21 protein-coding genes and 1 tRNA gene are annotated in these 24,871 nt (G+C 65.8%); 10 read left to right on the top strand and 12 right to left on the bottom strand.

From position 1 onward, the window contains the following. Nucleotides 1–2 precede the first annotated feature (2 nt). The 5 genes from G453_RS23730 to G453_RS0112070 all read left to right on the top strand — a co-directional run bounded on the left by G453_RS23730 (nucleotide 3) and on the right by G453_RS0112070 (nucleotide 6,865). The gene (locus tag G453_RS23730; protein ID WP_051272361.1) at nucleotides 3–3,350 is read left to right on the top strand and encodes a tetratricopeptide repeat protein; all 3,348 of its coding nucleotides are present in this window, start codon (nucleotides 3–5) and stop codon (nucleotides 3,348–3,350) included. Nucleotides 3,351–3,616: 266 nt separating this feature from the next. After that, a complete protein-coding gene (amrB, locus tag G453_RS0112085; RefSeq protein ID WP_027191283.1) occupies nucleotides 3,617–4,426 on the top strand; it encodes an AmmeMemoRadiSam system protein B in 810 nt (269 codons plus the stop codon). Nucleotides 4,427–4,550: 124 nt separating this feature from the next. Then, nucleotides 4,551–5,225: a TVP38/TMEM64 family protein gene (locus G453_RS0112080; RefSeq protein ID WP_027191282.1), complete on the top strand. Its 675-nt coding sequence runs from the start codon at nucleotides 4,551–4,553 to the stop codon at nucleotides 5,223–5,225. 61 nt (nucleotides 5,226–5,286) lie between these two features. Beyond that, a complete protein-coding gene (locus G453_RS0112075) occupies nucleotides 5,287–5,916 on the top strand; it encodes a hypothetical protein (RefSeq protein ID WP_027191281.1) in 630 nt (209 codons plus the stop codon). Nucleotides 5,917–6,100: 184 nt separating this feature from the next. After that, a complete protein-coding gene (locus G453_RS0112070; RefSeq protein WP_156920898.1) occupies nucleotides 6,101–6,865 on the top strand; it encodes a hypothetical protein in 765 nt (254 codons plus the stop codon). A gap of 86 nt (nucleotides 6,866–6,951) precedes the next feature. Here G453_RS0112070 and G453_RS0112065 read toward each other — a convergent pair whose 3' ends face one another. The 12 genes from G453_RS0112065 to G453_RS0112015 all read right to left on the bottom strand — a co-directional run bounded on the left by G453_RS0112065 (nucleotide 6,952) and on the right by G453_RS0112015 (nucleotide 18,814). Beyond that, nucleotides 6,952–7,701 (bottom strand): SDR family NAD(P)-dependent oxidoreductase, encoded by a 750-nt coding sequence (locus G453_RS0112065; RefSeq protein WP_027191279.1) that lies wholly within the window; start codon nucleotides 7,699–7,701, stop codon nucleotides 6,952–6,954. A 70-nt stretch (nucleotides 7,702–7,771) separates the two neighbouring features. Then, on the bottom strand, nucleotides 7,772–10,012 hold the full coding sequence (pnp, locus tag G453_RS0112060; protein ID WP_027191278.1) for a polyribonucleotide nucleotidyltransferase: 2,241 nt from the start codon (nucleotides 10,010–10,012) through the stop codon (nucleotides 7,772–7,774). Nucleotides 10,013–10,227: 215 nt separating this feature from the next. Beyond that, nucleotides 10,228–10,497 carry a 30S ribosomal protein S15 gene (rpsO, locus tag G453_RS0112055; protein ID WP_027191277.1) on the bottom strand — a complete coding sequence of 90 codons (270 nt, stop codon included), beginning with the start codon at nucleotides 10,495–10,497 and terminating at the stop codon, nucleotides 10,228–10,230. A gap of 48 nt (nucleotides 10,498–10,545) precedes the next feature. Next, entirely contained in the window at nucleotides 10,546–11,562 is a 1,017-nt protein-coding gene (gene truB / locus G453_RS0112050) for a tRNA pseudouridine(55) synthase TruB (protein ID WP_235731753.1), read from the bottom strand. Next, nucleotides 11,552–12,520: a DHH family phosphoesterase gene (locus G453_RS0112045; protein ID WP_027191275.1), complete on the bottom strand. Its 969-nt coding sequence runs from the start codon at nucleotides 12,518–12,520 to the stop codon at nucleotides 11,552–11,554. Before G453_RS0112045 ends, truB begins: the two co-directional genes overlap by 11 nt. Next, nucleotides 12,501–12,845 (bottom strand): 30S ribosome-binding factor RbfA, encoded by a 345-nt coding sequence (rbfA, locus tag G453_RS0112040; RefSeq protein ID WP_027191274.1) that lies wholly within the window; start codon nucleotides 12,843–12,845, stop codon nucleotides 12,501–12,503. Before rbfA ends, G453_RS0112045 begins: the two co-directional genes overlap by 20 nt. A gap of 209 nt (nucleotides 12,846–13,054) precedes the next feature. Further along, nucleotides 13,055–13,342 (bottom strand): DUF503 domain-containing protein, encoded by a 288-nt coding sequence (locus G453_RS0112035; RefSeq protein ID WP_027191273.1) that lies wholly within the window; start codon nucleotides 13,340–13,342, stop codon nucleotides 13,055–13,057. Nucleotides 13,343–13,410: 68 nt separating this feature from the next. Beyond that, nucleotides 13,411–16,464, bottom strand: coding sequence for a translation initiation factor IF-2 (gene infB / locus G453_RS0112030; protein ID WP_027191272.1), 3,054 nt, complete (start codon nucleotides 16,462–16,464; stop codon nucleotides 13,411–13,413). Then, nucleotides 16,451–16,648 (bottom strand): DUF448 domain-containing protein, encoded by a 198-nt coding sequence (locus tag G453_RS27215; RefSeq protein WP_235731757.1) that lies wholly within the window; start codon nucleotides 16,646–16,648, stop codon nucleotides 16,451–16,453. The genes infB and G453_RS27215 overlap by 14 nt, the downstream gene beginning before the upstream one ends. Nucleotides 16,649–16,676: 28 nt before the next feature. Next, nucleotides 16,677–18,080: a transcription termination factor NusA gene (gene nusA, locus G453_RS0112025; RefSeq protein ID WP_027191271.1), complete on the bottom strand. Its 1,404-nt coding sequence runs from the start codon at nucleotides 18,078–18,080 to the stop codon at nucleotides 16,677–16,679. 22 nt (nucleotides 18,081–18,102) lie between these two features. Beyond that, nucleotides 18,103–18,657 carry a ribosome maturation factor RimP gene (locus G453_RS23725; RefSeq protein ID WP_084502277.1) on the bottom strand — a complete coding sequence of 185 codons (555 nt, stop codon included), beginning with the start codon at nucleotides 18,655–18,657 and terminating at the stop codon, nucleotides 18,103–18,105. Nucleotides 18,658–18,738: 81 nt separating this feature from the next. Next, a tRNA-Gly gene (locus tag G453_RS0112015) sits at nucleotides 18,739–18,814 on the bottom strand. A 101-nt stretch (nucleotides 18,815–18,915) separates the two neighbouring features. Here G453_RS0112015 and G453_RS0112010 point away from each other — a divergent pair. The 5 genes from G453_RS0112010 to G453_RS0111990 all read left to right on the top strand — a co-directional run bounded on the left by G453_RS0112010 (nucleotide 18,916) and on the right by G453_RS0111990 (nucleotide 24,855). Beyond that, a complete protein-coding gene (locus G453_RS0112010; RefSeq protein ID WP_027191270.1) occupies nucleotides 18,916–21,318 on the top strand; it encodes a glycosyltransferase family 39 protein in 2,403 nt (800 codons plus the stop codon). Nucleotides 21,319–21,467: 149 nt separating this feature from the next. After that, nucleotides 21,468–22,253: a flagellar basal-body rod protein FlgF gene (gene flgF, locus G453_RS0112005; protein ID WP_027191269.1), complete on the top strand. Its 786-nt coding sequence runs from the start codon at nucleotides 21,468–21,470 to the stop codon at nucleotides 22,251–22,253. Between the two features lie 19 nt (nucleotides 22,254–22,272). Continuing rightward, the gene (gene flgG / locus G453_RS0112000) at nucleotides 22,273–23,058 is read left to right on the top strand and encodes a flagellar basal-body rod protein FlgG (RefSeq protein WP_027191268.1); all 786 of its coding nucleotides are present in this window, start codon (nucleotides 22,273–22,275) and stop codon (nucleotides 23,056–23,058) included. Nucleotides 23,059–23,073: 15 nt separating this feature from the next. Then, complete coding sequence (flgA, locus tag G453_RS0111995; protein ID WP_169725328.1) at nucleotides 23,074–24,078, top strand: flagellar basal body P-ring formation chaperone FlgA; 1,005 nt, start codon at nucleotides 23,074–23,076, stop codon at nucleotides 24,076–24,078. Between the two features lie 12 nt (nucleotides 24,079–24,090). Next, complete coding sequence (locus G453_RS0111990; RefSeq protein WP_027191266.1) at nucleotides 24,091–24,855, top strand: flagellar basal body L-ring protein FlgH; 765 nt, start codon at nucleotides 24,091–24,093, stop codon at nucleotides 24,853–24,855. Nucleotides 24,856–24,871 lie beyond the last annotated feature (16 nt).

Below are 24,871 nucleotides of genomic sequence, written 5' to 3'. Positions count from 1 at the left end.
TCGTGTGGCCTGGCACGCTTCTTGCTTTCCTCACCGCCGTGAAGCCGCGTCCACCGGCCAAGACGGCTTGGCTCCTTTGCCTGTGCATCCTCCTCGCGCCCCTGGCTCCGGCCTGGGCGCAGACCTATGCCCTGTCCAGCGACTCCTCCGCCGATCTTTTGACCATCACTTTCCCTAAGAACGCTCCGGTTCCCGTGGTGCTGCGCACCGGGGCCAAGCGGGTGGAGGTGCTCTTTCCGGCAGGGACCAACCTGAAGGGCGTGTCCGGCGGCACGGTTCGCGGCAGGCATATTTCAGGCCTGAGCGTGGCGGACAACGTGCTGGTGGTGGACACGGAGTCCGACGCCTTCGGCTTCGTCAGCTCTCCCAAGGGCGGCAAGGCGGTGCAGCTCCAGGTGTTTTACGATCCCTCCGGGACGCGCTGGAAGCCCGCGCCGGGCAAACCGGACGCCTCGGCGTCTGCATCCGCACAGCCGGAACAGGCCCCGATCCAGACTCCCGCGCCCCAGGCCCCGGCTGCACAGTCGGAATCTCTTCCCGGCGGCGGAGTGAAGGTCCGCATGGACCTCTCCGGCACAGCGCCGCAGCAGGCCCCGGCTTCGGGGACCGCTCCCGCGCCAGCTCCCGTCGCATCCCAGCCTTCGGGGGCGGCTTCGGCCTCGTCACCGGTCCAGGCTCCTGCCGGTGGTCCTGTTTCCGATACTGTCACGGCACCGGCACCCGTGACGGGCCAGGTCGCCGGGCAGGCCCTGCCCGTCGCGCAGCCGCAGGCCCCGGAAGCCAAGCCGCAGCCCGCGCCCGCCCAGGGCGTGACCGCGAAAATCGACTTTTCCGCCACCCCGCCGTCCGGCGCGCAGGGAGCAGGGCAGCCTCCCGCCCCAGCAACCGCTCCCGCTCCGGCGCAGCAGGGCGTCACTGGTTCCCCGGTACAGCCTCAGGCGTCACCGCCTACAGGAGCGCAGGCAACCGGAACCATCGGACCCCAGCCCGCCAAGCCTTCCGAGAGCGCGCAACCGGCCCTGGCTTCTCCGGCCCCGGTGAGCCAGCAGATCGCCCAGGCTCCGGCCTCTGCGGCTGCTCCGGCGGCAGGGGCGCAAGCTGTGACGCAACAACCGCCTGCTTCCGCGACTCCGGCATCCCCGGCAACGCCAGCGCCTCCAGCTCCAGCGCAGCCCGCTCCCGGCGAGGTCCGCGCTCCCATCTCCTTCGAGACGGTTCCCGATCCGGCCAAGCCCGCCGCGCAGGGCAAGATCGAAACGCCCCCGGAGGCTCCTGCCGCCGCGCCAGCCCAGACTCCAGCAGCGCCTGGCGAGCAGCCGCCTCCGCCCGCTCCGGAGGCCCCCCTCGCGCCCGGCCAGGAAAAACCGGACACCTTGGAGGACAAGGCATTCCTGATCTCCGGCGAACAGTCCCTGGCGCACGGCGACAACGAAAAGGCCCTGAGCATCGCCAGGACTTTGCTGGAAAAGCAGGGGCTCTCCAAGGAACTCACCGAAGGGGCTCTCTATCTTCAGGCCGAGGCCATGTTCGTCCTCGACAAGGACAAGCTGGCCGAAACCTACCCGGAACTGAGCGGGGCCATCCAGCAGGCGCTCAACTACAACACCACGTCCATGCGGGTGCCGCGTGCGCTCATCAAGCTGGGCTACATCCACCTGCGCCAGGGCAACCTCCCTGAGGCCAGGGCCTATTTCAACCTGCTGCGAAACAAGTACCCCCTGGACCAGGAGGTGCCGCTCATCGACGTGTACTGGGGCGAGTACTACCTGGACCAGGCAAAGCAGCGCGACGCTAAGGGCAACTACGAACGCGCCGCCCAGGCCTTCCGCGAGGTGCTCCAGAAGCATCCCGAGAGCCGCTTCGCCCGCGATGCGGCCCTGGGCCTCTCCAAGGCGCTGCTTGAACTCCAGCAGTACGGAGAGGCCGCCAAAGTGGTGGAGTACGTGGACAAGCGCTGGCCGCGCTACTACGTGGAAAACCCGAGCCTGCGCCGGGTGGCGGCGGACATCGCCTACAAGCTGGGGGACTTCGCCAGGGCCAAGGACGATTATCTCTGGTTCTACAACCTGGTCCCCAAGGACTCGGCCAACGACCTTGTGCTGGCGCGTCTGGGCGACGTGAGCGTGAAGCTCGGAAAGCGCGACGCGGCCCGCGAATTCTACGACATGGCCATCCGCCTGTATCCCGGGCAGGAGGGCGCGCTCATGGCCATGATGCGCATGGCCGAGCAGGGCATCCACGACGCGCCCACTCTCCAGGAGATGTACAAGGCCTTCGCCGATCCCAAGGACATAAAGCCCGAGAAGATTTACGAGATTATCGTCAACGAATATCCCAAGAGCGCCCTGGCCCCGCTGGCGCTCCTCAAGCTGACCATGTGGCGCATGTTCAAGCAGGAGTACCCGGAAACCCTCGAGCTGGCGAACCGCTTCGTCAAGGACTACCACGGCAACGACCTGGAAAAGTCCGCCGTGGAGGTGGGCGCGCAGGCTTTCGGCAAGATGGTCGGGCCGCTCCTGGAGGAGATGAACTACAAGCGCATCCTGGAGCTGTGGCGCAAGTACCCGTTCCTGGCCGAGCGCGGCGACGTCCTCTCCGACCGGGAGCGCCTGGGAGTTGCCCTGGCCCTGTATTACCAGGGCGCGCCCAAGGACGCGCTGGCCATGGCCGAACCCTATCTGGAAAAAGGTCCCACGCCCGACGCCCAGAAGGCCCTGGCCCTGATGCTGACCATCTACCGCGAGAATCAGGACTGGCAGTCCATCCTGGAAACCCTGCGCAAGGTCGCCTCCTGGAAAATGGGCGACAACCCCCGGCGCACCCTGGAGTTCGCCCAGGCCATGGCCCTGGAGCACACCGGCGAGTTCGCCCGCTCGCGCCTGTTGTGGGCGCGGCTTGCCGCAGACAGCCAGCTCGAACCGGGCAAGCGGGCCTACGCCGTGTATTATCAGGCCCGAACCGCCCTGGAGCGCAAGGATTACGACAAGGCCCTGGTCTGGGCCTTGGACTCGCGCACCCTGTTCAAGGAAGCGGCCAAGGACGACGGCAAGGCCCGGGACGCCCTGCAACTCATGGTGGAGGCCAACCAGGGGGCCGGACGCTACCGCGAGGCCCTGGCTCTGTGCGCCCAGCTCGACGCCGAGGCCCCGCCGGACAGCGCGGAGTGGGCCGCCAATCGCCTGCGCATGGCAGGCCTGCACCGGTCGCTGGGCGACATGGCCTCATGGCGCAAGGTCCTGGAGGACATGCGCGACAGTCAGAAAGACTCGCTCTACGGCAAGCTGGCCGCCTCGGAGCTGGCCACGCGCGGGATCGAGGAGCGGGCGGGGCGTCTGTCCGGGCCTCCCTGATCCGGCCTTGCTGACAGTGTTGCGTCCTCAATAGCCGTCCACACGGATTTTCAAGGCAAACAGTCAAAACCATTTATTTAAATTTTGATAAACGTATTCATCTTTTTCATGATCGCGGCACCATGTCTGTCCGGGCGTGCCGTCGGGTCAGTCTGAGCCGGGCATGATCCTTCCGGCGTCTTTGCACCGTGATCCCCTTGCCTGAGTCTTACCGCCGGGTTAGAAGATCAACTGGCACATCATCCTCGTGCCGGGAGGTCAGCGTCATGATCCGCAAACCTGTCGTTGCAGGCCAGTTCTATCCCGGCTCAGCCGCAGCCCTGGACCGCGAGGTCAGGTCCATGCTGGCCAAGGCCGCCCCGCCAGACGCGCAGCCCACCATCCTGGCCATGGTCCCCCACGCCGGATACGTCTATTCCGGCGAAGTTGCGGGCCGCACCCTGGGCCAGGCCAACCTGGCAGGCGACTTCCTGCTGCTCGGCCCCAACCATACCGGCCTGGGGGCTCCCCTGTCGGTCTGGAACAGGGGGCAGTGGCTCACGCCGCTGTGCAGCCTGGAGATCGACGAGGCGCTGGCCGACGCCCTCATCGGGGCCGACGCGCGTCTCGCCGCCGACCAGGACGCCCACCTTCAGGAGCATTCCCTGGAAGTGGTGCTGCCTTTCCTGTGCGCTCTGAAACCGCATCCGCGCGGTGTGCCCATGGCGGTGTCTGCGCAGCGGCTCTCGGATCTGGCTGGGGTGGCGCGCAACATGGCCTCGGTCATCAGGGCGTGGCCGGAACCGGTCAGCATCGTGGTCAGCTCGGACATGAGCCACTACGTCCCAGCTGACCGGGCCAGGGACCTCGACTCCCTGGCGCTCTCGGCCATCCGGGAGATGGACCCCGTGGGCCTGTACTCCACGGTGCGCGAGATGGGCATCAGCATGTGCGGCGTGCTGCCCATGACCCTGGGGCTGATGATCGCCCTGGAGCTTGGCGCGACCAAGGCCGAAGTGGCAGCCTATGCCAACTCTGGCGACGCTTCCGGCGATTTCGACCGGGTGGTGGGCTACGCGGGCGTGCTGGTGAGCTGACGCCAGCGAAGCGGACACGGAAAGCGTCACGCGGACGTCATCCGCGCGGGCTACTTCCTTGCGGCGCAGGCCGGGATGATCTCCCGGCAGATTCAAACCGCCGCGCGCAAAGGAAAATCAACGCATGAAAGCCAAAACGGCCTGGATTCTGGCCCTTGTCGGGCTCGGGGCCGTGTTGTGGCAGTGGGCGGCCCACGCCCAGGAGATACTGGCCTTCGCCCAGGCCTGGGCCGGGGCCTCCAAGGGATTCGTCAGGGAGAACCAGATCGCCTGCTGGCTGGGAATCCTGGCCCTGGGGGCGGTGGCCATCAACTGCCCGCTGCCGCTGGCCGCCCTGGTCAAGGTGCTCTCGGGGTATTTCTTCGGCACGCCCTGGGGCTTCGCGCTTAACGTCGCCTTGTCCTGCGCCGGAGGGCTCATCGGCTTCGTCGCCGTGCGCCACCTCTTCTACCATGCCCTCTATTCCCGCTTCAGCCGCCAGTTGGCCAGGGCCAACCTGGAGATCGCCCGCAACGGCTTCTGGTTCGTGCTCTCGGCCCGGCTCATCATGGCCACGCCCTTCTTCATGGTGAACGTGCTGGCCGGGCTCTCCTGCATCCGCAAGCGCAAGTTCCTGCTGGGCACCTTCCTCGGGGTGCTGCCCAGCTCAGCGATCTACGCCGTGTCCGGCAGCAGGCTGGAGACCTTCCGGTCGCTCTCGGACCTGGCCGACCCGCAGTTCGCCCTGGCTTTGGCTCTTCTTGGCGCAGCGGCCACGCTTCCCGCGCTTGTGCGGCGCACAAAAGCAAAGCGACCCTAGCAATTGTCCTCCCGCGGTGGTAGGTTGGGGCTGCTCCCACAATCCCATCCAGGAGGAATCCATGAGACGCATCCCCATTCTTGCGGCTTTCCTGACGCTGTTTACGTTGGCGTCCGTGCCAGCCTTTGCCCAGTTCGGCCTCATCCAGCAGGGTGTCGACGCGGCCAAGGGCAAGAAGTCAGACGCCCACAACGTGGCCGACGAGAAGACCGCCGGGAAGGGCTACGCCACTGCCCAGACCTTCACCAACGCCGAGCGCAAGTTCTCCTACACCATCCCGGCAGGGTGGCGGCTGGAGAGGGGAGACCCCGCCGGCAAGGACCCCGTTTTCATGAAGCCCGGCACCACCTGGAGCTTCCAGTTCCACTACACGCCCATGAACGCCGACTTCCCGGCGGCTGCGTCCGTGGCCGCGTCGCTCAAGCAGTCCCAGGGCGAGGTCAAGACCGGCAGGCTGATCGAGGCCAAACGCCGCGACATCGGCGATTACAAGAAAAAGTGCGGGGCCATCGGCTGGGAGATCACCGAGAGCCGCACCGGGGGCGGCGGGTCGCACCAGCGGTTGATCTGGCAGGGGTATGACGGCCAGAACTTCTATTACAACTTCAACACGACTGCCCACCCGGACCAGTTCGAGGCAGCGAAATCCGAGTTGCGCTCCATACAGGATTCGATTAAGTTCTGCCCATAGAAAAATCGAATGAGGTGTACGCATGGTACATGTGTGTGGGCGTGTCTGGCGTGTTCGTGGTCGGATGTTCGTTCTAGTACACATGCTGCTGTGCGTATGTCTTGCGCTGGGGGCATGCTCAACCAAACCATACGCGGTAGGGCACGCCAAGCGTGCCCTTGATCCGGGAGGGTTCCCGCAGAGCGTGTCCGGGAAAAACTGGATGGTCGCGGCGGTGCGCACCGGCGAGGGGGCGGGTGGGGTGGATTACTCCTCGACCAGGCTGCTGCCGGTGCTGCTGGTGCTGAAGAACACCGGCCAGACCCAGCCGCAGGTGATTCTGGAGGATGTTCGCGGCCTTGCTGACGGAGCGGAGTATCTGGTGTACACGCCCGAGGAGGGCGTCCGGCTGGCCACGGCCAAGCCGTTCGCCAAGAAGGCCGCCAGCGCCGCGTCGTCCGGGGCCTGGGGCGCTGGCATCGGCGCTGCGCTGGGCGCGGGAGCAGCGACGCTGGTGTACTTCCTGGGCGGCAGCAAGGACCCGAACCTGATCTGGCAGGCTTCCGCCGTGGGAGGCGGGGCAGGGGCCGTCCTGGGCGTGGCCGCCAGCAACGGCGCGATGCCCAGGGAGACTGTGGACGCCGTGCGTGCGGACCTGGACGGCAACGTCTGGAAAGAGGACCCCATCACCCCCGGCACCACCCGCATGGGGTATCTGCTGCTGCCTGAGCGGCAGGGCATCCGGGCGGTGCGCGTGACAGTTCGCGATGAATCCGGCAGCGAGACCCATACGCTCGCCATCGCCCAGGCCTCGGAGTACAGCGCGGAGTTGGCCAAAGCCAAGGCCGCGCAGGCGACACAAGCCGCGTCCAGCGAACCGAAGGCCCCCAAAGTCCCAAGCGCCCCCGTGAAGGATACGGAGCCGGAATTGCCCGAACCCAAACGCGTGCCGCCCACGTTGGAAATCTGAGGCCTGACTGCCTAGGGCCGTCACGAAAAGCCCCCGCCTGGAGATTCCAGGCGGGGGCTTTCTTGTCGGTTCAGAAGGGGAGGAAGTTAGAACTTGTCGCGCACGTCGAAGGTCTTGCCGGAGAGCCCCTCCCCATCCTGCATCAGCAGGCGGATGAGCCCCATGGCGGACTGTTCGGGCATGATGAGGTGGCCGCGCTCCTTCCAGGGGCGAAACAGCGCGCGCAGCGATTCGGCCCCGCCGCCTTCGGCCTTGCGGGCTTCGTCCTGCATGCGGGTATCCACCAGTCCAGGGCGGTAGACGAAAGTGGTCAGCCAGGGCTCCTCGGCGGCAAGCTGGCGGCAGAGGTGCTCCTCGGCGGCCTTGGCCGCGCAGTACGAGCCGATGCCCGGCTGGGCGACCGACGCGGCGGCGGAGCCGATGAACACGGCCAGACCGGAGCCGCGCGGCACGAGGGCGGGGACGCAGTGGCGGATCATCTGCCACGCGCCTTTCAGGTTGGAGGACACGACCTCCTGGAAATCGTGTTCGCTGATTTCTCGCACCAGCGGACCAGGACGAAGCACACCGGCGCAGTGGACGAACCCCGCAAAGTCGCCCAGGTGCAGGGCCTGCTCCACGAGCCTGCCAGCCGTGGCGGTCAGGGAGACGTCCCCGGGAACGGCCACGGCTTGTGCTCCCACCATGTCGCAGGACTGCCAGGCGGCCTCCAGTTCATCCGCGCCGCGCGCGTTCAGAACCAGTCTGGCGCCAAGCACGGCCAGGGCCTCAGCCAGGGCGCGCCCAAGGCCCATGGATGCGCCGGTGATGATGAAGGTCTTGTCTTTAATTTGCATGAACGCTCCCGTAACAGAAAAGGGGGGCGATTGCCCCCCTTTTTCATGTCGATCTCAAACCGGATGCGACCTAGCGGCGTCCGCCGCGATCGCCGCCGCGTCCGCCACGGTCGCCGCCGCGACCACGGTCACGGTCTCCGCCGGGACGGTCGCCGCGCGGGCGCGAGGGGGCCGCGAAGTCGTTCAGGTCGATGGTCTCGCCCTGCTCCTCGAGCAGCACGGCCTTGCGCGACAGGCGCACGCGGCCGTTGGGCTCAACGGCGATGACCTTCACTTCCAGGTCCTGGCCCATGGCCACGGCGTCGGTGACGTTCTCCACGCGGGCGATGTCCAGCTGGGAGACGTGCACCAGGCCTTCCAGGCCGGGCAGAATTTCAACGACCGCGCCGCAGTCGATGATCTTCTTGACCTTGCCCTGGTAGTTGCGGCCCACGTCGGCCTTCTGGTCGTAGAACAGGACCATCTCCTTGGCGCGCTCCATGGCGTCCTGGGTGGGCGCGAAGATGGAGATCTTGCCGGAGTCGTCGATGTCGATGGAGGCTCCGGTGGCGGCGGTGATGGCCTTGATGGTCTTGCCTCCGGGTCCGATCACTTCGCGGATCTTTTCCGGGTTGATTTCCACCACGGTCAGCTGGGGCGCGTAGGGCGACAGCTCGGTGCGGGGGGAGGAGATCACGTCGTTCATCTTGGCCAGGATGCCAAGGCGGGCGTCGCGGGCCTGATGCAGGGCGCGGCGCATGACTTCCTGGGGGATGCCGGTGATCTTGATGTCCATCTGGATGCCGGTGATGCCTTCGGCGGTGCCGGCGACCTTGAAGTCCATGTCGCCCATGGCGTCTTCGTCACCCAGGATGTCGGTGAGCACCAGGTACTCGTCGTTCTCCTTGATGAGGCCCATGGCGATGCCCGCCACGGCGGCCTTGATGGGCGCGCCCGCGTCCATCAGCGCAAGGGAAGCGCCGCAGACCGAGGCCATGGAGGACGAACCGTTGGACTCCATCACTTCCGACACCACGCGCAGGGTGAAGGGGAACTCGCCCGGCTGGGGCAGGACCGGCAGGATGGAGCGCTCGGCCAGCGCGCCGTGGCCGATGTCGCGACGCGACGGGCCGCGCACGGGCTTGACTTCGCCCACGCAGTAGGGGGGGAAGTTGTAGTGCAGCATGAAGCGCTTGGAGGTCTCGCCAGCCAGGGTCTCGATGCGCTGCTCGTCACCGGTGGAGCCCAGGGTGGCCACGCACAGGGCCTTGGTCTCGCCGCGCGCGAACAGGCAGGAGCCGTGGGTGCGGGGCAGCACGCCCACTTCGATCTCGATGGGGCGCACGGTCTTGGTGTCGCGGCAGTCGATGCGGGTGCCGGTTTCCTTGATGTAGGCGCGCATGGTCTTCTTTTCCAGGGCCTCGAAGATCTCGGCGGCCTTGGCGCCGATGGTGGGCTCGTCGGGGTAGGCGGCCTTGGCGGCCTCGACGGCGCGCAGCTTCAGGGCCTTGCGGGCGTCGCGGCGGGGCATCTTCTCGACGATGCACATGGCGCCCTTGATGTCGGCCTCAACGGTGGTCTGAACCAGGGCCTTGAGTTCCACGTTCTCCACGGGCGGGGTGAACACGGACTTGGGCTTGCCGGCCTTCTCGCGCAGCTCTTCCTGCATGTCGATGAGGCCGGAGATCTGCTTGTGGCCCCAATCCAGGGCGTCGGCCAGCATGTCCTCGGAGACGAAGAGGCCGCCGCCTTCAACCATGACCACGGCGTCGCGCGTGGCGGCGAAGGCCAGGTTCAGGGTGGAGACGTCCTTCAGCTCGGTGATGGACGGGTTCAGCACGAACTGTCCGCCGATGTAGCCCACGCGCGCACCGGCGATGGGGCCCATGAAGGGGATGCTGGAAATGTGCAGCGCGGCGGACGCGCCGGTGACGGCCAGGATGTCGGCGTCGTTCACTCCGTCGGAGGAGAGCACGGTGGCGATGATCTGCACCTCGTCGCGGTAGCCCTTGGGGAAGAGCGGGCGGTGGGGGCGGTCGATCAGGCGGCAGGTGAGCACCTCGCGTTCGGAGGGGCGGCCGATTTCGCGGCGGAAGTAGCTGCCGGGGATGCGGCCAGCGGCGTAGGACATCTCACGGTATTCGACGGTGAGGGGGAAGAATCCCTTGTCGAATTCCAGGGCCTGGGAGCAGACGGTGACCAGAACGACGGTGCCGCCGCTCTGTACCCAGACCGCGCCGTCGGCCTGGTTGGCCAGACGTCCGGTCTCCATGATGATGGGATTTGTTCCGATGGTGCGTTCCACGCGGATGGTTTTGTCGAGAAGACCCATGTAGTAACCTCTTTGTTGAATGTGTCGAAGAGGCCTACCCGGAACGTGATGAGCGCGGCGGAGGCCGGGAACCATTGCTCCCGGGCGCTGGCGCGCGGATAACGTTCGGGGTTGGCCGGTTATGGGCCGTGCGGAATATGCGCGACGGCCCGATGAAAGGCGGAATCGACCTGTCCGGCAACGCCAGGCGTTGCCGGACAGGCCGGGGAAGCACGTTACTTGCGGATGCCGAGACGCGCAATCAGCGTGCGGTAACGGTTGACGTCCTTGCCCTTCAAGTAGTTCAGGAGCTTCCTGCGCTGGCCGACCAGCTTGAGCAGGCCGGTGCGGGAGTGGTAGTCCTTCGCGTGGGTCTTGAAGTGTTCGGTCAGGTAGATGATGCGGCTGGTCAGCAGCGCCACCTGGACCTCAGGGGAGCCGGTGTCTCCCTCGTGGGTCTTGTACTCGTCAATCACTTTGAGCTTGTCGCTAGCCATCATGACCACAGCGGTATCCTCCGTTTAAGCTTGTTCAGGCACGATTGCCGGGGGGAGTCATCCGGCGGGGTTCAAGCCGCGCAGAATCACCCAGCGCCTCGCGCCATCCCGGTCCTGGGGTTCGGCCAGGGCCACGGGCAGGCCGTCCGCATTGGCGAGAATGGCTCGCGTCTGCGGTCCGGGGATCTCCGACACGGGAAGGGCCTTTCCGTCCCTGACCATCTTTGCCTGCTCCGGTGTCAGAACAAGCGTGGGCCAATGAGGCAGGGCCTTTTCCAGCGGGATCACTCGTTGGGCCAGCCGTTCGGGTTCTGCCAGAAGCTGATCCAGGGGGATGGCATCGGCGAGTCCGAAGGGATGGCTGTACTCCCGGATGAGTTCAGTCAGGTGAGCCCCGCACCCAAGTCGCGTCCCCAGGCTGTGGACCAGGGAGCGTACATAGGAGCCGGGACTCACTCTCACCCGGAAATGCATGTGCGGCAGCTCCATGGAGAGCACTTCCGCATCGAAAACCGTGAGCGGTTTGGTGATGACCGGGACTTCCTCGCCCCGGCGCGCCTTCTTGTACAGAGGCTGCCCGTTCACCTTCACCGCCGAATAGGGCGGGATGTCCTGGGTGGTCATTTCCGTCCAGGCCATCGCCGCTTCGCGGACCGTCTCGGGAGCCAGATGCTCCCAGGGGGCCTCGGACGTCACCGTGCCTTCGGCGTCGAAGGTGTCGGTGTTCTGTCCCAGGCGCAGGCGGCCCGAATAAATCTTCTGCCCTTCCGTCAGGAACCCGGCCAGCTTGGTGGCTTCGCCCAGGAGCACCACCAGCACGCCGGTGGCCATTGGGTCGAGGGTCCCTGCGTGGCCGATCTTCTTCTGCCCCAGCTGGTACTTTATGTCACGCAGGCAATCGGCGGACGTAGGCCCGTTGGGCTTGTCAAGCACCAGGACGCCATGCATCTGCGGCGGCCGGGCAGGCCTGTCTGCCCTGTCTGCTTTGGCAGGCCGGGCAGGGCGGGAGCCAGCCGGGGTCTCAGCCTGGATTTCCGGAGCCTGCGGCGCGTCGCCGTCGGGATCAGAAACCAAGGATCTTCCCCAAAGCCTCGATCAGGCGCGGCTCGACTTCGTCGAACGTTCCCTGAAGGTTGGCGCCAGCCGCGCACTTGTGCCCGCCGCCGCCGAACGCGGCAGCCACGGGCTGGATGTTCACATCCGAAACGGAGCGCAGGCTGAGCTTCAGCGAACCATCGGCATCCTCGCGCAGGGACTGGGCCATCTTGCAGCCCTTGATGCGCAGCACGAAGTTGGTCAGGCCCTCGCTGTCGGCACTGGTGGCCCCCAGACGGGAGAGCTGTTCGGTGGTTATGCGAATCACACCCAGCTGTCCATCGAAATGAAGGGTCAGGCCGCCAAGAACTTCACCCCAGAGCTTGAAGCGCGCCAGCGACCACTGGTTCTGGATCAGCTCGTTGATCCTGGCCAGGTTGATCCCCTGGCGGATGATGGTCGCAGCCATCTCCATGCAGCGGGGGCTGGTGTTCTCGAAGGAGAAGTGGCCGGTGTCGGTCACCAGGCACAGGTAGATGGCCTCGCCGAGCGGCCCGGACAGGGGCAGGCCCAGCTCCAGGGCCATGGTGGCAATCATCTCGCCCGTGGAGGAGCGGTCCACTTCCACCCAGTTGAGCTCGCCCCATTTAGGGTTGGAGAGGTGGTGGTCGATGACGAAGGTGCGGTGCGCGGCCATGGCGTCCTGCAGGGCCTTGCCGCCGCGCCGGTCATCCCCGCAGTCCAGGGCGATGATGGCGTCGAAGCCGGAAAGCGACGGCAGTTCCGTGAGGACGGGCGCGGGCATGTTCACCCAGGAGAAATGCTCGGGCAGGCCGGAGGCGTTGTACAGCACGACGTCCTTGCCCAGGCTTTGCAGCATGTGCCCCATGGCCGCGATGGAGCCGATGGCGTCGCCGTCAGGGCTGACGTGCGTGGCCACCAGGAAGCGCGAACCGGCCTGGATGGCGCGCAGGATATCATGCATGGGGCTGGCCATAAACCATGGTCTCCAGAAATTCGTCATGCTCGAAACGCAGGTCGGGCACAAACTTGGACTTGACCCGGCGGCCCAGGTTGGAGCGCAGGAAACCCTTGGCTTGATACAGCGCGTCCTTGGCGGCCTTGATGCGGTCGGCATCGCCGTGCATGGTGAACAGCACCGTGGCCACGGACATGTCGGAATTGAGGCGGACGCCGCTGATGGTCACAAGGTCCAGACGCGGGTCCTGCATTTCCTCAATGAGCATAAGAGCCAGTTCGCGCATGATCTGGTCGGACATGCGGATGGAGCGGCGGCTGGGGCCTTCTTTTGTAGTCTTCATAGGGAGCGTCGGCCTTGTATGGGCGGTTTCGCTGGAGGAAAATAATCTCCGGCGGGTAATATGGTCGAGAGTGCTGTACTCTTTCCTGGAAAGATTGTGCGCAGGGGGAAAAGCCTCCGCAGGCCTTAGGGCCCGCCCTTGTGGAATCCCATACTTGGGCCACAGTGTCGCGCTTGGTTTCGGGCTGCCGGGAGCATTCCGTGAGCGGCTTACTGTCCGATCAACTCGATGTCGTCGTATATAAGTTCCGCTTCGTCCGCCGCAACCACCATGTTCAGGGCTTTCTGCAAGAGGCCCTGCGCGTGCTTGCCGTCGGGGTTGACCGTAACGGCCGCCAGCACAAGCGTATCGTGCGAATCATGGTGGGCTACTTCGCTTACGGCCACATTGAATTTATTGCGCAACTTGGCCTTGAGGCGCTGTGCCACCGAGCGCTTCCCCTTGAGGGAGTCGTTTCCGTGCAGACGGAACTCCAAGGTGAGCACGCCGATGATCATGCTTGTGACGGGATGAAAAAACGCCTGGGAATCTCCCCGGAGGGAGACTCCCAGGCGCTTGTATGCGTTTAGTCCAGCGTGTCCTTCTCTTCCACGGTCTCGAAGGCTTCGATCACGTCGCCGACCTTGATGTCGTTGAAGTTCTCAAGGTTCATGCCGCACTCGTAGCCCTTGGTCACTTCCTTCACGTCGTCCTTGAAGCGCTTGAGGCTTGCGAGCTTGCCGGTGTAGACCACCACGCCGTCGCGCAGCAGGCGGATCTGGGCGTTGCGGGTGATCTTGCCGTCCAGCACGCCGCAGCCGCCGATGAGGCCGATCTTGGGCACGCTGAAGGTCTGACGGACCTCGGCCTGGCCCAGGTACTGCTCCCGGAACACCGGGGCGAGCATGCCGGTCATGGCCGCCTTGATCTCGTCCACCACCTTGTAGATGATGTCGTAGTAGCGCAGGTCCACGTTCTCGCGTTCTGCGGTTTCCTTGACCTTCACCGAGGGGCGCACGTTGAAGCCGATGATGACCGCGCCCGAAGCGGCGGCCAGGAGCACGTCCGATTCGGTAATCGCGCCGGTTCCGGAGTGGATCAGGCGGATCTTGACCTTCTCGCCGGAGAGCTTGTTGAGCGCGTCGGCGATGGCTTCCTGCGAACCCTGCACGTCGGACTTGAGCACCAGCTTGAGTTCCTGGGCCTCGGCTTCGCCGCGCGAAGCCAGGAAGGTTTCCAGGGTGAGCTTGGTGGCCTTGCCCAGTTCGCGTTCGCGCTGCTTGTGCAGGCGGGTTTCCGCGATGCGGCGGGCGACCTTGTCGTCCTCGACGCAGCTGAACACCTCGCCGGCCTCAGGCACGCCCTCGAAGCCCTGCACCTCGACGGGCATGGCCGGTCCGGCGTCCTTGATCTTGCGGCCCTGGTCGTCGAACATGGCGCGCACCCGGCCCGAGAACAGGCCGCACACGAAGGCGTCGCCCTGGTGCAGGGTGCCTTCCTCGATCAGCACGGTGGCCACGGGACCACGGCCCTTGTCCAGCTTGGCCTCGATGATGTGGCCCTTGGCGCGCTTGTCCGGGTTGGCCTTGAGGTCCAGCACTTCGGCTTGCAGGAGGATCATCTCCAGCAGTCCGTCCAGGCCCTCGCGCTGCTTGGCGGAAACGTACGCGAAGATGGTCTCTCCGCCCCATTCCTCGGGGACGAGCCCGAGTTCGGCCAGCTCGCGCTTCACGCGGTCCGGCTCGGCGCCGGGCTTGTCGATCTTGTTGACCGCAACCACCATGGGCACGCCAGCGGCCTTGGAGTGGTTGATGGCCTCGCGGGTCTGGTCCATCACGCCGTCGTCGGCGGCAACCACCAGGACGACGATGTCCGTCACCTTTGCGCCGCGGGCGCGCATGGCGGTGAAGGCTTCGTGGCCGGGGGTGTCCAGGAAGACCACGTCGCCGCGCGGGGTGGTGACGTGATACGCGCCGATGTGCTGGGTGATGCCGCCGGCCTCGCCCATGACCACGTTGGTGGAGCGGATGGCGTCCAGCAGCGAGGTCTTGCCGTGGTCGACGTGGCCCATGATGGTCACGACGGGCGGGCGGGACTGCAGGGACTCGGGCACATCGGCCTCTTCCACGTCGATGAACAGGTCTTCGTCGAAGCCGATCTTCTCGACTTCGTACCCGAACTCGGCAGCGACGAGGACGGCGGTCTCGTAATCCAGGGACTGGTTGATGGTGGCCATCATGCCCATGGACAGGAGCACCTTCATGAGGTCCTGCGCCTTAAGGCCCATCTGGCGCGCCATCTCGGCGACGCGGATGGCGTCTTCCATCTTGATCTTGCGCTTGATGGCCTTCTGGGGCTGGGACTGAGCCTGCGCGGCCATGATCTGGGCAACCTGGTCGCCGCCCTTCTTCTTGGTCTTCTTGCCGCCGCGTCCGGTGCGGTCCTGAATGTCGCCGCCACGACGCTTGCCGCCGGGGCCGCCGCGTCCGGAACGGTTGCCGTCGTCAGCTGCGGCCTTGCCGCCGAACTCCACGACGCGCTTGTCCTTGCGGCGCTTGCGGTCGTCGGATTCGGGCGCGGGAGCAGCAGGCTGCGGACGGTCGAAACCGCCGGGGCCGCCGGGACGGGGACCGCCAGGTCCGCCGGGACGGGGACCACCGGGGCCGCTGGGGCGATAGCCGCCGGGACCGCCAGGTCCGCCGGGACGCTGTCCGCCGGGGCCGCCAGGACCGCCGGGTCCGCTGGGACGATAGCCGCCGGGACCGCCAGGTCCGCCGGGGCGCTGTCCGCCGGGACCACCAGGGCCGCTGGGACGGGGAGCTCCCGGTGCGGGACGGGGTTCCGGCGCACGGGGTTCGGGCATGGAAATGATGCGCACCTGGGGACCGATGGGGACCTCGCGCTTGGGCTTCTTCACCCGCTTTTCGGGCTCAGCGCCTTCACCCTGGGGAGCCTGGGAGGCCTGGGGCGCCTGGGCATCCGCCTCGGAGGCGGGCGCTTCGGATTCCCCGGACGCTTCAGCCACGGGAGCGTGCTCCGGGGCTTCGGCCTGGACGCTCTCCACCTGGGCGGCCTGGACGGGCTCGCTGTCGGCGGACGCCGCAGCCTGCCCGGCCTGTTCGTCCTGAACGGGCTGGGGCGCCTGCTCGGGTTGAGGCGCGGGCTGCTCTTCGGCCTGCGCGAACTCGTGCTCGTGCACCACCGGAAGGTCCTGCTCCTCGGCCTGGGGCTCCGGCTCGGGCTCAGGCTGGGAGATGATCCTGGCAGGAGGGGTCTCGATCATTCTGCGGCGCGGCTTGGGCTGCGCGGTCTGCCTGGCGGGCGCGTCCTGATCCTGCTCCTTTTCCTCGGGGGCGGAGGACGGAGCGGAATCGGGCGCATCGGCCAGGGCCTCAGGCTCGGCGTGGGACGCGCTGGCTCGACGCCGTCTGACCACCACTCCCGGCTGGGACTGGCTCTGGACGACTTCGGACTTGGCAAGCCCCGACTTCAGTTTGGCGCGAACCTGGGTGATCTGATCGTCCTCCAGGGTGGCCATCTCGCTGGACACACGGATATCCAGCTCCCGCAGGGCCTGGTAGATGTCCTTGTTGCTGACCCTCAGCTCCTTAGCGAGGTCTCGGACTCTAAGCTTCGTCACGTTTGCCTTCCCCCTTGCCTTTCCTCACGGCGGCAGCGCGTTTGGGGAATTTAGCCTTGCAGGCTTCCCCAGCGCAACAGTAGTAGCCCCTTCCGGGCAGGATATACGCCTCGTCGGGCGTCCATTCACCCCGCCACACGTGGCGGGTCAAGTCATGTTTCTGGAACCGGACTCTGCAGACCATACAGGTCCGCACCGGTCCCTGGAGATCGTTATTTACCGGCTTCTTCATCGGCCTCGCCGACCTGGTCGGCGCTGACCGCCGGGTTCACTTCAGCCGTGGCGGGAGCCGCTTCCTGGGCATCGTCCATGTCGTCGGGAGAGAGGTCGTCCTTCTCCTCGCCCGGCTCGGCCTCGTCGTCGTCCCCTTCCTCGGGCTTGGGCTGCGCGGGCAGCAGAAGCCTGATGGCGGCGCGCAGGTGGTCGCGCTTGGTCGGGGTCATGCCCGTGATGCGGTCCAGGTCCTCGTCGGAGGCCTCGGCGAGCATGGCCACGGTGTCGAATCCGGCGGAGAGGAAGTTCTCCATGTTCATTTCGGCCACGCTGGCCAGCTGCTCCATGCCAGCGCGCGCGGCGTTCAACTCGGAGTAGCGCGAATCGGTGAAAATATCGATCTTCCAGCCGAGCAGCTTGGCGGCAAGCTTCACGTTCTGGCCCTTGCGGCCGATGGCCAGGGTGAGCTGGTCGTCGGGCACCACCACTTCCAGGGTCTTGTCGTCCTCATCCACCATGATGCGGGTGATGCGGGCGGGGGAGAGGGCGTTGGCCGCGTAGGTGGCGATCTCGGGATGCCAGACCACGATGTCGATGCGCTCGCCGTGCAGTTCCTGGACGATGTTCTGGATGCGCGAGCCGCGAACGCCCACGCATGCGCCCACCGGATCGACGTCGCGGTCCTTGGAGGACACGGCGACCTTGGCCCGGGAGCCCGGATCGCGCGAGACGCCGAGAATGCGCACGGTGCCGTCGGAGACTTCGGGCACTTCGCGCTTGAACAGGGCGGCCATGTAGTCGGGGTGGGTGCGCGAGACGACGATCTGGGGTCCGCGTCCGCTGGGCAGCACTTCGATGATGAAGGCCTGCACGCGGTCGCCGCGCTTGTAGCGCTCGCGGGGGATCTGCTCTTCCTTGGGCAGCATGGCCTCGGTGCGTCCCAGGTTGATGATCCAGCCGCCACGGTCGCGGCGCTGGATGATGCCGGAGACGATCTCGCCCTTGCGGTCCTTGTATTCCTCGTAGATGATCTCCTGCTCGGCGTCGCGCATGCGCTGGATGATCACCTGTTTGGCAGACTGGGCAGCGATGCGGCCCAGGTCTTCAACCTTGAGCTTGAAGCCAAGTTCGTCGTCCATCTGGACGTTGGGATCGACCTGCCTGGCGTCTTCCAGGTTGATCTCGGACAGGGGATCTTCCACCTCGTCCACAACGATCTTGAACTGGAAAACCTCGATTTCGCCGGCCTCGTCGTTGTAGCTGACTTCGATGTCCATGTGCTCGCCGAATTTGCGGGCAACCGAGGAACGGACAGCTTCCTCGAGAGTGTCGATTAGCAGGTCGCGGTCGATGCCGCGGTCCTTGCTGATCTGGTCGATGGCCTTGCGAAGCTCCATACCCATACGGGGTCCTCCGAATGCAGCCTTACGCCTTGTCGCGCGCGGCTGCTTTGTCTGCCTTGGAAGTCTTTCTGGCCCTGGCCTTGCTGGCTTCGGGCGTATCGAACTCGTGGACCAGCCTGGCCCTGGTCACGTCGCTCCAGGGGAAGCTCACGGGCTCTCCCTCGAACATGATCGTGACGGTCTCGCCATCGATGGACACAAAGGCCCCCTTGAGGCGCTTGCGTCCCTCCAGGGGCTTGCCCAGCGGCTCGGCCAGGGTGATGTCCAGATCGCGGCCCACATAGGGGGCGAGCTGGGAAATTTCGAAAAACCGCCTCTCCAGTCCGGGAGAGGAGACCTCCAGCTGATAGGCCCCGTGGATCACGTCTTCCATGTCCAGGGCCAGCCCCAGCTGGCGGCTGACCTTGGCGCACTGCTCAACGTCCACGCCCTCGGCGGATTCAATGAAGAGACGCACGGTGGGACGTCCGTCCCCGCCCGCGATCTCAAGGCCCCACACGGAAAGGCCGAGGCTCTCCACGAAGGGGGCGGCCAATTCCCGGATTCTGGCTAGTTCTTTTATTTTATCTTGGCTCATAGCAAAAAAAAAGTGGACCGAACCGAATGGCCCACCCCTGTAATCGTCTGGGATTTCGCCCAGACGTCATGAGGATTTTTTTGGAGCGGGCGACGAGATTCGAACTCGCGACACCAAGCTTGGGAAGCTTGTACTCTACCAACTGAGCTACACCCGCTCGCAAAGTACGTCATATTATGCGGATTGGGGGGAGTGTCAAGCTTTTTGCTGCGATTGCGCCCTTGCCCCAACCCCGCCCGATTTGATACTGACGGGGCGATGCAGCAGCAGCCAATCATTCTGGGTCGTTACGACAAGGGAACTGGCGAAACCGGCGATTACGGCCTGGCCGCATTCCTGTTGCTTGCCCTCGGAGCCGCGCTCAGGTTTTACCAACTGGGCGTCCCGTCCATGTGGACGGACGAGATGCTGGTGGCCTTGAACGCCTCCAAGTCCGTTCCTTATATAATCAGCCTTGCGGAAAATGTGGAGGTTCATCCTCCTTTTTTTTATTTTTTCACAAAAGCCATGCTCGCGGCAGGGGCGTCGGATTTCTGGCTGAGGCTTCCCTCCGCGGTGTTCGGGACGCTCTCGCTGCTGGTTCTCTGGCGAGTGGGGGAGCGACACCTGGGCAGCCGGTTCGCCGCCCTGGCCGCGCTGGGCTTTCTGGCGACGCATCCCCTGCACATCTGGATTTCGCGCCAGCTGCGCCCGTACGCGCTCATCTCGCTCTGCGCGGTCCTGGCGCTGGGATTTCTGCTGCGCTACCTTGAAGAAGGAAAGGGGAGCTCCGCCAGGCGCACGCTCTATGCCTGCCTGCCTCTGGCGCTCAGCCACTACCTGGGCTTTCTGGTGCTGGGGACGCAGTGGCTGGTGAGCTTCGCCGCCTCGCTGGTACGCGGCGTGCCGGGAGTCGCTTCCACCCTGTGGTTCGGACTGGGCACGGCCCTGTGCGCCGCGCCTGCCGCCTGGTTCTTCTGGGACGCCAAGGTCCGTCGCCAGGAGGCGGTCATCGCGGCGGGCAAGGGCTACGGACCTGCCCTCGATAAAGTGCTGGACGCGCTCCAGGGCGTGCTGGCCTTCGGGATGGACCTCCCCTTCGCCTGGGTCGCGCTGGCCGCGCTGATGGTCGCCGGGACCTTGGCGCTCCTGTTTCGGCGAAGCGCCGCCGTGGCCCTGGCCGCCCTGTTCGTCCTGCCCCCGCTGGCCCTGGTGCTGGCCCAGTACGCCAGCCACCTCTACGCGGTGCACCTGAGCTTCCTGCTGCCCGTGGCCGTGTTGCTGGCCGGGGCCGGGGCCGAGGGCCTCGCGCCCGGGGCCTGGCGCCGTCCCTTCACCGTGGTGCTCCTCAGCCTGTGCCTGGCCGGGGCCTTCGTCGGACTCAAGGGCAAGGCCTTCTACGACTCCAAGGGCGTCGTGGCCACCTGGTGGCACATGGGCTTCTATAAGGATATCGCGAGTACCCTGCGCGCCAACTTCAAGCCCACGGACATGATCTCGTTTCACGACCTGGGACTTTTCGAGTCCGTGAACTGGTACGCGTCGCAACTGGACGGAGCCGGAGCGCCAGCGAGCCAGACGCTCGGGCCGGACAAACCCTCCGTGATGGCGGTGTTCGTCACCAACTACGGAGAATTCGGCCATTTCTTCCAGTCCGAGGCCCAGTTCCGGGAAATGTTCGGCGATGCCGGGGCAGTGGCCCAGCGCGACAACATCCGCCTGTATCAGGCGGCCATCGCCCGCCAGCCGGACATGGCGCTCTCCGGTCCGGGGTTCGTGGCCGAGCTCACCGGCAAGCCCACGGACGTCTACGCCCGCGCCTGGACCCTCCGGGACCTCTCGGTCTGGCCCTACTTCGGCTGCGCCCTGTTCCCCACCAAGCCCCGCCAGCCCGGAGAGGTGGTCTACCGCTTCACCAGGGCGGAAGCGGAAGGGGAGAACGCCGGGGAAGCCCTGTCGCGCTTTGCGCTGCTGGCCGATTTTGAGCTGGACGCGTCCGGCAACCTGCTCAAGGTGGAGTACCGTTTCGACGACGAGCCCTGGTCCGCCCTGATTGAAGAGACAGGGGCCAGCAAGGGAACCTGCCGCCTTGCGAGGTTTACGCGCAACGCGCCGTACACGCATCTGTGGCTGCGGGCCACGCTCATGGCCGGGGAGAAGACCGCCACGTCCGAGATGAGCGCGCTGGGGCAGGCGAAGCTCTCCAGGCTGCTGCTGTGCGCGGACCAGGACGGCGCGCGCTTCGGCAGCTCCACCCTGGCCTTGGCCGAGTCGGGTCTGGGGACGCTGGAGCGCCTGCCGGGCGATGTGCTGATGCGCTGGGGCCTGGGCCAGGGGAGCAGCCTGGAGTATCGCCTGGACGAGGCGCGGCCCCTGGCGCTCAGCTACCGCTTCACCAGCCGCCTGCCCGGCCAGAGCGTGGAAGTGCTGGCGGACGGCGAACGCGTGGCCCTGCACGAGAACCTGGAGCAAGGCCAGGAGGTGGACCAGCGGCTGGAGATTCCCGGCAAGGCCGGGGCAGGGCGCATCGAACTGCGCTACACCCGCTGGAACCACAAGGACGCCGGGTCGACATTCGCCCCCGGCGACCCCCGCCAGATAGCCGTCTCCTTCATGGACCTCACCCTGGAAGCTCCGGGGCTGGCCGGTGCGGCGGTTCCTCCGCAGGTGCTGCCCAAGTAGGGGCGGGCATCGCAACCGCTGAATGTCTGGGGCATCGCGCATGAGCGCGGTGCCCTTTTTGTTGATCCTCCCTGGTCACGAAAGCCGAAACCTACCCAAATCCCCCTGGCACGCTTCCTGCTCATTCCGGCCCGAGGAGGAGCGCCGCCATGCAACAAAGCTCAATCAGCGCGCTTTTCGGGGCGTTAAGCAACGAAACGCGGCTTAATATCATCGCCAATAATTTGGCGAACGTGAACACTGCCGGGTACAAGGCCGACAAGGTCTCGTTCCAGGACGTGTTCCAGCGGATGGCCTCCGACTACAGCCCGGACGCGCGTAACGACCTCCAGCAAAAGCAGCTTCTGCCGCGTCCGCTGATCGTGGCCAAGCCCAGGCTGGCCGAGCAGACCCTGGACATGACCCAGGGCAGCCTCCAGCCCACGGAAAATCCGCTGGACATGGCCATCTCCGGTCCCGGCTTCTTCCGGGTTCAGACCCCGGACGGCCAGTTCCTCACCCGAAACGGCCAGTTCTACCGCAACAACCAGGGCATGCTGGTCACCAACCAGGGCTACCCGGTCATGGGGCAGTCGGGGAACATCACCATCCCGGACGGGAAGGTGGTTTCCGTCTCTCCCGGCGGGCAGGTGCTGGTGGACAACGTGATCGTGGGCGCCATCGACATCGTGGACGTGGCCGACCCGAAGCTCCTCAAGAAGTACGGCCAGAGCCTCTACACCGGGGCGGACGGGGCCCAGCCGGTCACGCGGCCCATCGATTCCAGCAGGACCTCCGTGAACCAGGGGTATCTGGAGAAGCCGAACGTGGAAGTTGTCTCGGAGATGGTGGGCATGATCGAGGCCCAGCGCTCCTTCGAGGCGTACACCAAGATAATCACAAGCACTCAGGAAATGGACCGGGACGCCGTGACGAAAGTCGGCGAGACCCGGTAGTTAAGGAGGATACGCCGCCATGATGCGTTCACTCTACACGGCGACCACCGGCATGGTGGCGATGCAGCTCCAGATAGACACGATGTCCAACAACCTGGCCAACGTGAACACCCTGGGCTTCAAGAAGAGCCGCGCCGAGTTCGAGGACCTGATGTACCAGACCTTGAACGTGGCGGGCACCCAGAACGAGGGCGGCTCGCGCATTCCCACCGGCCTTCAGGTGGGCATGGGCGTTCGTCCCACCACGGTGCACAAGTTCTTCCAGCAGGGCGATTTCCAGAACACGGGCAACCAGTTGGACATCGCCATCTCCGGCCAGGGCTTCTTCAGGCTCCAGGACCCGGAAGGCAACGACGTCTACACCCGCTCCGGCGCGTTCAAGCTGAACCAGGACGGCACCGTGGTGAACGCGAACGGCTACACGCTCCAGCCCACGTTCACCATCCCGCAGACCGCCACCAACGTGGTCATCACGGAGAACGGGGTGATAAACGCCACCGACTCCAACGGCAACGTCCTGGCGACCACCACCATCCCGCTCTACACCTTCATCAACCCCGCCGGGCTCACGGCCCAGGGGCGAAACGTCTACAAGATCACCGACGCCTCGGGCGCCGCCCAGGAGCTCACCCCCGGCAACCAGAACGCCGGAACCCTGGTGCAGGGATTTTTGGAGATGTCCAACGTGCAGATGGTGGACGAGATGGTGGGCCTGATCGTGGGCCAGCGCGCCTACGAGGCCAACTCCAAGTCCATCTCCACGGCCGACGCCATGTTGCAGACGGCTGTGAACCTCAAACGCTAACGGCGGTACATGATCATGTCACAATCCGCACTCCCCATTCGCCGCGTCGGCTACATCCTGGCCGCAGTGTGCGCCATGGTTGCCTTCCTGGCCGCGAGCTCGTCTTTCGGAGCTGGCGTCATGGACTGGAAACTCAAGATCGCCCCGGCGGCGGCCATCACGGGCGAGCGGGTGATGCTTGGCGAAATCGCCGAGCCCGTGGGCCAGATCGACGCCGAAACCTGGCGCATCCTGGCCTCCACGCCCCTGTGGTCGTTCCCGGGCCGCGAAGGCCAGCTGACCTTCACCCGCAAGAAGATCCTTGACGACCTGGACCGCCTGTTCCCCGGCGCGGAGCAGAACTTCGCCGTGCCCGAGCAGGTGGTGCTCAAGAAGGGCGGGGGCAAGCCCGTGACCGTGTCCGAGGTGGACAGGATGATTGTCGACTATTTGACGGCCAACATGACCGGCCTGGACGGCGAGCTCGAGGTCAAGGAGATCACCCTGCCGGGCCAGCTGTTCATCGACAAGGACCTGGAACGCTTAAGCGTCGAAGGCGTGGGCGCAATGACCCCCGGCCGCGTGAACCTGCGCCTGACCGTAACCGCCCTGGACGGGCGCGTGCTGCGACAGATCGCGGCCAACGCCTTCGTCAACGTGTGGAAGGTCATCCCGGTGGCCGGGCGTCCGCTCAACCTGAAAGAGGGCGTGCTGACCCCGGAGAAGATCACCTACGAGCGGCGAAACCTCGCCCTGGTGCGCGGCGTCCCCTGGGAGCCCAAGGACCCGACCCCCGTGCGCGTCAAATCATCGCTCAACCAGGGCACGCCCCTGACCTCGGAGACCGTGGAACCCATGCCCGCCATCCTCAAGGGAACGCAGGTGTACTGCCTGTGGCGCGGCCCCAGCATTCAGCTCGTGATGCCTGTGACCGCCATGACCGACGGAGCCAAGGGCTCACAAATAACGGTACGCAATGTGCAAAGCGGCAGGGAACTGGCCGCCGTGGTCCAGGACGCCAAGACCGTCGTGGCCAGATAGGGAGAGAAAGCCATGAAGACCAAGACACTAGCCCTGTGGGCCGCCTGCGCCCTGGCCGCAGTCGGATCAGCCTGCGCCCCTCCGGCCCAGAAGCAGCCAAGCCCCATGACCTCGCTCACCCCGCCGGTGATCCAGGCTCCGTCACCCGCCAACAATCCGGGGTCGCTCTATTCCCAGGCGGCCCAGCCCAACTACCTCTATGAGGACAACCGGGCCAGGCGCATCGGCGACATCGTCATGGTCAACGTGGTGGAGAAGTCCAACGCCAAGAACAAGTCCAAGACCAAGTCCAACGGCAAGAACTCCATGGACATGGGCGTGGACAACTATTTCACCCAGCACTCCATCACGCCTTTCCCCGGCAACGGCATGATCAAGGGCGCGACCGGGCTGGACATCGCGGCGGCTGCCGGGATGCAGGGCTACGTGGGGACCGGTTCGCCCATCGTGAAGACCGACCGCAACAACCAGTTCGACTCCGACGGCGAAACCAGCCGCGAATCCACCGTGACCTACACCATCGGCTGCCGCGTGGTGAACATCCTGCCCGGCGGCGTGATGCAGGTGGAGGGCGCGCGCCAGGTGCGCGTCAACGACGACACCCAGATCATGGTGGTGCGTGGCCTCCTGCGCCCCATGGACGTGGGTCCGGACAACATGGTCTCCTCCTCGGCCCTGGCCGAGGCCCAGGTGGACATGTTCGGCACCGGCGTTCTGGCGGACCGTCAGAAACCCGGCTGGCTCTCGCGGGTGCTGGACAACATCTGGCCGTTCTAGGCGGTCCGGAGCAACT

The organism is Fundidesulfovibrio putealis DSM 16056, assembly GCF_000429325.1.
Classification (GTDB): domain Bacteria; phylum Desulfobacterota; class Desulfovibrionia; order Desulfovibrionales; family Desulfovibrionaceae; genus Fundidesulfovibrio; species Fundidesulfovibrio putealis.
The sequence above is the reverse complement of the archived record's forward strand: the minus strand, read 5'-3'. Positions and strand labels throughout refer to the sequence as shown.